Annotated in this window: 4 protein-coding genes, 1 tRNA gene and 1 pseudogene; 4 read left to right on the forward strand and 2 right to left on the reverse strand. The window is 61.0% G+C overall.

From position 1 onward, the window contains the following. Positions 1-42 precede the first annotated feature (42 nt). Positions 43-4,512, reverse strand: coding sequence for an ExeM/NucH family extracellular endonuclease (locus ACN5AZ_RS16965; protein WP_419430094.1), 4,470 nt, complete (start codon positions 4,510-4,512; stop codon positions 43-45). Positions 4,513-4,770: 258 nt separating this feature from the next. On the opposite strand from ACN5AZ_RS16965, the gene ACN5AZ_RS16970 reads away from it, so the two are divergent. Continuing rightward, positions 4,771-5,796 (forward strand): LacI family DNA-binding transcriptional regulator, encoded by a 1,026-nt coding sequence (locus tag ACN5AZ_RS16970; RefSeq protein ID WP_419430095.1) that lies wholly within the window; start codon positions 4,771-4,773, stop codon positions 5,794-5,796. 167 nt (positions 5,797-5,963) lie between these two features. Beyond that, positions 5,964-7,271, forward strand: a complete 1,308-nt coding sequence (locus ACN5AZ_RS16975; RefSeq protein ID WP_419430096.1) for a short-chain fatty acid transporter — start codon at positions 5,964-5,966, stop codon at positions 7,269-7,271. 470 nt (positions 7,272-7,741) lie between these two features. Here ACN5AZ_RS16975 and ACN5AZ_RS16980 read toward each other — a convergent pair. Beyond that, positions 7,742-7,980: pseudogene (locus tag ACN5AZ_RS16980) on the reverse strand (transposase); the annotation flags it as partial. A 363-nt stretch (positions 7,981-8,343) separates the two neighbouring features. Here ACN5AZ_RS16980 and ACN5AZ_RS16985 point away from each other — a divergent pair. Both ACN5AZ_RS16985 and ACN5AZ_RS16990 read left to right on the forward strand, forming a co-directional pair. Beyond that, positions 8,344-8,433, forward strand: a tRNA-Ser gene (locus ACN5AZ_RS16985). 145 nt (positions 8,434-8,578) lie between these two features. Beyond that, on the forward strand, positions 8,579-8,905 hold the full coding sequence (locus tag ACN5AZ_RS16990) for an Arm DNA-binding domain-containing protein (RefSeq protein WP_419430097.1): 327 nt from the start codon (positions 8,579-8,581) through the stop codon (positions 8,903-8,905). Positions 8,906-8,980: the final 75 nt, after the last annotated feature.

Consider the following 8,980-nt stretch of genomic DNA (forward strand, 5'->3'; position numbering starts at 1 on the left):
TGGGTTCCCCCGCGCCTACCCCGGTTGCCTGTTGCGCGGCTCTTAGGCCAACAGATCCCCGCCGAGGTTTAGACCAATCAGCAGCGGATCATGGTCCGACGACCGGTAGGGATCCGCGGCATAAAGATCGTCGACCTGATCGCTGGGCAGGAAATCGGTGTTGTAGTCCAGCACCCCGGCCTCCAGCGCATTGATGCGCCATTCCGCAGCCCCTGTGACCTGACCGGCCAGCGATCCGCTTGCCAGCGCGTGGTCCAGCGCCCCGAATGTCTGCGCCTGCGGCGCCAGATCAAGATCCACCGGAAAGCCGAAGGACAGCTCGAATTCATCAGCGCCAAGGAAGCTTTCGACCACGTTTTCGTAGCCCTCGGCTTCCAGCAGGGTGATCGGGTCTTCTTTGGCGTAGGCGTTCAGATCGCCAATGATCAGCACGTCGCTGTCGCCTGACCCCGTCGGGTCGGTGTCGAGCCATGCGTCGATCGCGATGGCAGCCTGTGAACGGGCCTCGTTGTTGTTGCCGGTGCCATCGCCGATGCCTGCGTTGTCGCCGAAGGGGCTGACGGACCCTTTGGATTTCAGATGGTTGACCGCGACGGTAAAGACCTCGCCACTGGCAAGTTCCTCAAAGCTCGCGGCCATCGGCACACGGCTGGTGCCCGACCCTTCGAACACGGGGTTGCCGGGATCGACGCCCAAGCCCGCCAGATCCGCGTCGGTCAGGATCTCTACCGTGGTGCCGGGCGCAAGGCGCACCGCATCCGCGTTGTAGATCATGCCTACCATGATGGCATCGCTGCCCACATAATCGACGCCGGGATCGACGTACTGATAGTTCGCCGTCGCATCCGCCGCGTTCAGCGCGTCGACCAAGGCCCCCAGCGCGAATTGACCGTCGCCATTCTGATCGCCGATCTCGTTCTCAAGCTCTGTCAGTCCGATGACATCGGCCTCCATCGCCTGAATGGCCGCCACCAGCTTGTCGAGCTGGCGGGCATATTCCGCATCATTGTCCGCGCCCCGGACGCTCAGGCCATTGGGCCCTGCCGACAGTCCCTCATCCCCCAGCGAGGTGAAGAAGTTCAAGACGTTGAACGAGGCGACTGTCAGCGTGCCACCCACGTCGGGCGCCGCCGTGTCGCGCGGTGCGCTGTCCACAAAGCCCGCGTCCTGCGTCAGGTTCAGACGATAGATCTCGTCCCCCGACGATCCCGACCCGCGGGAATAGCGCAGAACGCCAGTCAGGCCGGTCGCGGTATCACCTGCGCTCAGCGCGTCTTCGGCGTCGAATTCGCCAGCGATGCGACCGGGGGTGCCGTCGATCTCGAACGGGATTACTGACGGGTTTTGCACCGACGAGCCGTCATCAATGACCAGCGTGTTTTTCACCTGCTCTTCGATAAAGGCGGCAAAGCCGTCGACGTCCGGCGTATTCGCCTGCGTGTAGGTTTCCACCAGCCCTTGCGCGCTGAGGCCCATGTCACCAAAACGGCCAAGCGTGAACAGATCGCTGACCGTCATCTGCTGCGGCACGGTGACCAGCATGCCTTCGTAGGCTTCGAGATCGGCGATAAATGCGCCATCGGAATTGGTGGTGACATTGGCAACAGGGAAGGTGATCACCGCCGCTGTGGGCAGGGCATTCCCGCTGCTGACCACCTCGATCATGCTGACCGACGTCAGCTGCGTTTCGCCGAAGTATTCCGCCACCGTCGCGGTGACCCGCACGCGGTCACCGGCTTGTACGTTCATCAGCGACAGCGCGCCCTCGTAGACGAACAACCCTTCCGAGGTCATCACATTCCCGTCGCTGTCGGCGTCCTCTTCTTGCAGATAGAACCCGTTCAGATCGCCATCCACACCGGCGCTGCCGTCCTGAAAATCACCCACGACGATGGCATCCACGGTGACGGTCTGACCTTCAAGGAAGGAGGCGCTGCCGCTGCCCTGAATGGTCGAAATCAAGGTGACTTCAGTTGGTTCCGGCGGCGGGGTTGTCGCCTCGCCCACGCTGAAATCATCGATCTGCCACAGCGAGCTGCTGCCCCCGCCCGTGCCCGAGGATTCGTAGCGGAATGCAAAATGCACAGGCCCCGCGGGCACGCCCGACAGGTCGATGTCACCGGACTGCGTTTCCGCAAAGCTGCCGGTTGAGGCCGTGAAGGGCAGCTCCACCCATGTGGCCGCCGTGGGATCGCCGCTGCCGCTGTAATCGGTGGAATAGAGGAACGTCACCTCCGGGTCGGCGATGCCTGCGTCGTCAAAGTTCTTGGTGTTGGCAAAGCTGGCCACCGGTGCGGTTAGGCCAGAGATATCGATTTCCGGCGAGATCAGCCAGTCATCCGCAGCCGCCGTGTCGCCAAAAGCGTTGACCGCCGCAAAGCCATCGCCGCTGAAGCTGGAATCGTACCACGTGTTTGCCGCATCGCCGTCAACCGACACGGCCTGCCAGTCGGCCTCCGCGAAATCGGTTTCGAAATCAAAGCTGTAGGGGGCGGTGATTGTATTGCTTGCGACGTTCTCCGCCCCGCGTGTGTCCGCCTCGGGCGCGCGCCAGCCGTCGCCGTCCTTGTCGCGCTGCAGCGAAAAGCCCACGGGTGTGGTGGAGGGCTCTGACACGCCGATATCGGTCGAGGTCATCCCCGCCGCCGCGCCGTCAACCGCCGTCAAGGTGCCCTCGTACGAAAGGAATTCCACGACCGCACCGTTGTTGACCAGAGCGATGCCGTCCGCCCCGCCGTTCTGCAACCCGTTCGCGGGCAGTTCGATCAGGTAGTAATCAAAGCCACCCGCGCTGCTGGTCGCCGCAGCAGGCAAGCTGAGCGTATTGTACAGACCGCTGTTGTTGCCGTTGTACAGCTCCACAGTGGTGCCGGAGGTGTCGGTGCCTGCGGCCACACGGATCTCGATAAATTCGCCGACGTCGCCGCCCGCGTTGTCGTAGTGGAATTCATTGATGCGGCCCACAAAGGGCGCGACCACCGCGACGTTCTCCGCGCCGCGTGTGTCCGCCTCGGGCGCGCGCCACCCGTCGCCGTCCTCGTCGCGCTGCAGCGAAAAGCCCACGGGTGTGGTGGAGGGCTCTGACACGCCGATATCGGTCGAGGTCATCCCCGCCGCCGCGCCGTCAACCGCCGTCAAGGTGCCCTCGTACGAAAGGAATTCCACGACCGCACCGTTGTTGACCAGAGCGATGCCGTCCGCCCCGCCGTTCTGCAACCCGTTCGCGGGCAGTTCGATCAGGTAGTAATCAAAGCCACCCGCGCTGCTGGTCGCCGCAGCAGGCAAGCTGAGCGTATTGTACAGACCGCTGTTGTTGCCGTTGTACAGCTCCACAGTGGTGCCGGAGGTGTCGGTGCCTGCGGCCACACGGATCTCGATAAATTCGCCGACGTCGCCGCCCGCGTTGTCGTAGTGGAATTCATTGATGCGGCCCACAAATTCGTCGACATCGGTCACGGATACCTGAATGTCTTGCGCATCGCTGTCGCTGCCGTCGCTGACGGTCACCGTCAGATCGTAAAGATTGTCGGCATCCGCATCCAAGGGGCGTTCAAAATCGGGGGCTGCGTCGAAGGTCAGCGCACCTGTCGCCGCATCGATAGAGAACAGATCAGCGTCTGCCCCCGACAGGCTGTAGGTCAGGGCATCGCCTTCGGCGTCGCTGGCGGTGATTGCAGCCGTAACCAGCACGCTGTTTTCGGCTACCTCAAAGATCGGGTCGACCGACAGCACCGGCGCGTCATTTGTGCCCGTCACCGTCACAGTGACGGTGGCAGAGACTATACTGCCTGCCCCGTCGCTGACCTGATAGGTGAAGCTGTCGGTGGCGGTCTCACCTTCGGCCAAGGCGTCGAACACCGCGCCGGGGACATAGGTCACCGTTTCGCCGTCAAAGCTCACCGTGGCGCCCGCTGCGCTGGTGGCATCCACGGATACAAGGCTCAGCCGATCCCCGTCAAAGTCGCGGTCATTGGCCAACAGGGCGTCCGCCGTCAGCATCAGGACTTCATTTTCAGCCGTGGCGGCAAAGTCATCCACGGCAAAGACGGCGTTGTTCCGCCCGTCGGTGAAATAAGTGAAATCGTCAAACCGCAGCGCCTCGACCGATTTCAAAACGTCGCGGCCTGTGGGGGATGTCAGGATCGTCGTGTGGCGACCCCGCGCGGCAAAGGAATAATCGGTGATCGATCCGGAAATCACCGCCGTGTCAAAACCATGCCCGCCGTCGATTTGGTTCTCACCCTCTGCGAGGTGAACGGTATCATCGCCGAAACCGCCGAAGGCGCGCAGCGATCCGCTGCCGCCAAAGATGGTGTCATCGCCCCAACCGGCAAAGACGATCCCGCTTTGACCCAGACGCACCGTGTCGTCTCCGCCGCGCGCAAAGACCAGATCAAACCCCATGCCGGTATCGATCTCGTCACCGCGATTGCTACCGAAAACGATATCGTTCAGGCCGAATTTATGCGCGCGAGACTTGCCGCCCTTTGGCGCGTTCCAGAAAAAACCCATCGAACAATCCCCCTATAGGTGTGGGGGTAGTCTCATACCGTTGTAACACTTTTACGAGAATTTTCTTGGATCTGCCGTTGGGACAGCTTTTGGCTGCGCCCAGTTTCGCGGCATTCGGGCATATGTCACAGGGGCGGTTTGCCCCGTTCGCGCGGCGTACATTCAGACATTGGCGATGGTGCATCACACGGGCAGCGCTTGCCTATCTGCGGCTGGGCGGCGTATCGTATGACCGAACCATTATAAGGACAGGCAGACGTGACATCAGATGACCATCGCCCACTGACCCTGCGTGACGTGTCCGAGGCTTCGGGCGTGTCGGAAATGACGGTCAGCCGCGTGTTGCGCAACCGTGGCGATGTCAGCCAGTCCACCCGCGAACGCGTGTTGGAAGCGGCAAAAACGCTGGGCTATGTGCCCAACAAGATCGCCGGTGCGCTGGCCTCGCAGCGGGTCAATCTGGTCGCGGTGATCATTCCGTCCCTGCGCAATATGGTGTTTCCCGAGGTCATGTCCGGCATCTCGCGCGTGCTTGAAGAGACCGAGCTTCAGCCCGTTGTGGGCGTCACGGATTACATGCCCGAAAAGGAAGAGCGCGTTCTCTACGAGATGCTGTCATGGCGCCCCTCCGGCGTGATCGTCGCGGGTTTGGAACACACCGACGCCGCGCAGGCGATGCTGAAGGCCAGCGGCATTCCGGTGGTCGAGATCATGGACACCGACGGCACGCCGATCGACACCGCGGTGGGCATCTCGCACCGGCGCGCGGGTCGTGAAATGGCCCGCGCGATCCTGAAACAGGGCTATCGGAAAATCGGCTTTATGGGCACGAAAATGCCGCTCGACCACCGCGCGCGCAAGCGGTTCGAAGGTTTCACCGAGGCGCTCGCCAAAGAAGGTGTGGAGATCGCCGAGCATGAATTCTACTCCGGCGGGTCTGCCCTCGCCAAGGGCCGTGAAATGACCAAAGCCATGCTGGAGCGTGAGCCGGAACTGGATTTTCTCTATTACTCCAACGACATGATCGCTGCCGGTGGTCTGCTGCATTGTCTGGATGCGGGGATTGATGTGCCGGGACGTGTGGGCCTGGCCGGGTTCAACGGTGTAGAGCTGCTGGACGGCCTGCCCCGCAAACTGGCGACGATGGATGCCTGCCGGACGGAAATCGGCACCCGCGCGGCCGAGATCATCGCCGCCCGCGTCCAAGACCCGTCAGCCATGTCCGACAAGATCGTGGAGCTGACGCCGACCATCACCTATGGCGACACGCTGAAACGTCGCTAATCAGGCCTGTCCGCGCAGGGACAAACACTCCGATCACGATGTGAAACCGGGCGCTGCATGAATATGCGGCGCCCGTTGCAGTGCATGCATCAAACCGTCTTTCAACATGCTAAAAGCACTGATATGCGTCTCGCACATATCCGATCTTCAATGACAGGAGGAGCTTGATGCTCGGTTTTATTTCTCGGCCGATGGTGCGGATCGTTGACCGCTATCTGCCTGATCCCTTTGTATTTGTGCTGATCTTGACCCTCGTCGCCGGTGTGGCGGCGGTTGCGACACAGGGCACCGGCCCGCTGGAAGTTGTCACCTATTGGGGTGACGGATTCTGGTCGCTTCTGACCTTTTCCATGCAAATGCTGCTTGTCCTTGTCACAGGCTATATGATGGCCTCGACGCCCTTGGTACGACGCGGGCTTGCGGCGCTGGCGGGGATGGCCAGCAGCGCGGGCGGGGCCATTTTGCTGGTCAGCTTTGTGTCGCTGACCGCGTCCTGGATCAACTGGGGCTTCGGGCTTGTGGTGGGCGCGCTATTTGCCCGCGAACTCGCCCGCACAATCAAGGTCGACTACCGGCTGCTCGTCGCCTCTGCCTACTCCGGTTTTATCATCTGGCACGGTGGACTTGCGGGGTCGGTGCCACTGTCCATCGCGACCGCAGGTCACCCGTTTGAACAGATCGCCGGGGTCATCCCGACCTCGGACACGATTTTTGCCGTGTTCAACCTGTGCATCGTGTTTACGCTGCTGATCGTGGTGCCGCTGGTGAACCGAGCCATGATGCCGCGCGACGAAGACGCCGTTTACGTCGACCCCGCTTTGCTGGCGGAAGAGCCCTTTACCCCGCCTGCCAGCCCCACACCGGCGGAACGTCTGGAAAACAGCCACGCCTTGTCAGTGCTTGTGGGCGCAGCCGGGGCCGCGTGGTTGATCCAGTATTTCGCAAATGGCGGCGGGTTGACGCTCAATGTCATCAACTTCCTGTTCTTGACACTGGCGATCATTCTGCATGGCACACCGCGCAACCTGCTGAACGCGCTTACAGATGCCGTCAAAGGCGGCGCGGGCATCGTGATCCAGTTTCCGTTCTATGCGGGAATCATGGCCATCATGGTGCAGTCCGGCCTCGCGGCGAGCATCTCCGAACATCTGGTTGGGCTTGCCTCCGCTGCCACCCTGCCCTTCTGGTCGTTCTTGTCCGCCGGTATCGTGAACTTCTTTGTGCCTTCAGGCGGTGGTCAATGGGCCGTCCAAGCCCCTGTGATCCTGCCCGCCGCCGAAGCGCTCGGCGCCGATATGGCCCGTACGGCCATGGCCGTGGCATGGGGCGACGCTTGGACCAACATGGTCCAGCCGTTCTGGGCCCTGCCCATTCTGGGGATCGCGGGGCTGCGCGCCAAGGACATCATGGGCTTTTGTGTGGTCCATCTGATCCTGACGGGGCTGATCATCGCGCTGGGACTGACGTTCCTGTAAATTCGGCAACAGGTCTTTTCGTGCGAATTACGTTGCCTGTTTCAGGCTCTCGCCCCTCGAGTTTTGCCGGGGGGCGAGATTTGCGACTTCGGAAACGGCCCGGCGAACATGTCTGATCTGTTATGGCTCAAGACGTCCAGAGAGGGGGCAACCGACGCGACTGTTCGTGCCCTTTGATCAAAACTGCTTTTCGATGAGAGAGCGATGGATAAGCTCCATAACAACCAGATCCGCCCGCTGTCTGCGGCTGGCAGTTCGACTAGGAAAAGCCCGCAAACCGCGCGGGCTGACGTTCATGACCTGACATAGCCGTACGATCGGAAGGCGCCACAATGTTCTTCCCCTCTCGTGCATTTTCAATGCACGGCCGTGCAGTGGGCGACCCGACACCTCATGTTCTTTCGCACGCGAACAGCCAGTTGGCATTCGTCTGGGAAACACCCGATTGCAGCCTTTCTTCATCCTTCTTCCTTTAGGATGTCCCGCTCTCCTTTGAGATGCGGTTCTCATGCCAAAGCCGTTCGTTGTCGCGTACAAGCTCGCGATCCTCGGAGGATACCACATCCGTGTCGCGGTGCGCGTTCCCCCATTTGTTCAGCGTCGAAAGCTGAATGCCCAAATCATCCGCAACCTGCCAACGTGTCAGCCCGCTGGTCAGCGCGATCCGCACTGCATCAGAACGGATTTCGTCGCTCCGTTTCAGTCCCATAATTCGTCTCTTTTGCAGCAACGAAGGTTATCAGGGAGCGGCATCAAACCGCGACAGGTCCAGTCCTCGCCTTTGGTCTTCATGTCCCAAACTCTGTTTCGAAAAAAATCGGATCATGCAGATCCGGCCGGCAAAGACCTTGACCGTTTCAAGGGCACGCACAACCTGCCCAGCCTTACAAACCACTAGCCGCTTACGAGAGCGCATTTGCTACAACGTAAATCGAACAAATCTTGCCCGAACTCGGTCCCGTTCCCTGCCCTTCCTTGCATTTCGGGGAGGCTTTTAACAGTGGGGAGTTTTTTGCCGCACCGCACAGTTTCGCCTTGTACCCCCCATGTTTCCTTGGATATACGCGTCAACGGAGACGTGGCCGAGTGGTCGAAGGCGCTCCCCTGCTAAGGGAGTAGGCCCGGAAGGGTCTCGAGGGTTCGAATCCCTTCGTCTCCGCCACCCACCATTTTCATTGAACCCCATGGGACCGCTTGATAGCGTAGTTACTGAACTTATGCGCTTATTCTCGTTTGTTGATTGCGTTCGTTTCACTACGATTGCGCTCGGTTCTGTTCGTTCCGTGGTATGAAAGGTGGTACGTCTGATGGCCTACACCTCCGGCAAACTGACCAAGAATCTCGTCCGCACCCTCGGCCCGGGGCGGCACGGCGACGGCAATGGCCTCTACCTCGTCGTCGATCCATCCGGTGCCCGTCGCTGGATCGTGCGCGTCACCGTGAAGGGGCAGCGCAATCGCCAGGGCAAGCCCAACCGAACGGACTTCGGTCTAGGCGGCGCTGACATCATAACCCTGACCGTCGCCCGCGAGCGAGCCCTTGAATACCGACGCCTCGCCAAGCAGGGGCTGAACCCGAAGCACGGTCAGCAGTGGATTGGTAATCTCCCCATTTTTACTGGGGTCCAGCCGTAGAATTCAGGCGGCTGTTTTCAGTTTCATGGCGGGTGTTATGCCGCCGATGCCCATGTTGGGGCGCTCGTTGTTGTA

The organism is Sagittula sp. SSi028, from assembly GCF_048553715.1.
In the GTDB taxonomy this organism is placed as follows: Bacteria; Pseudomonadota; Alphaproteobacteria; order Rhodobacterales; family Rhodobacteraceae; genus Sagittula.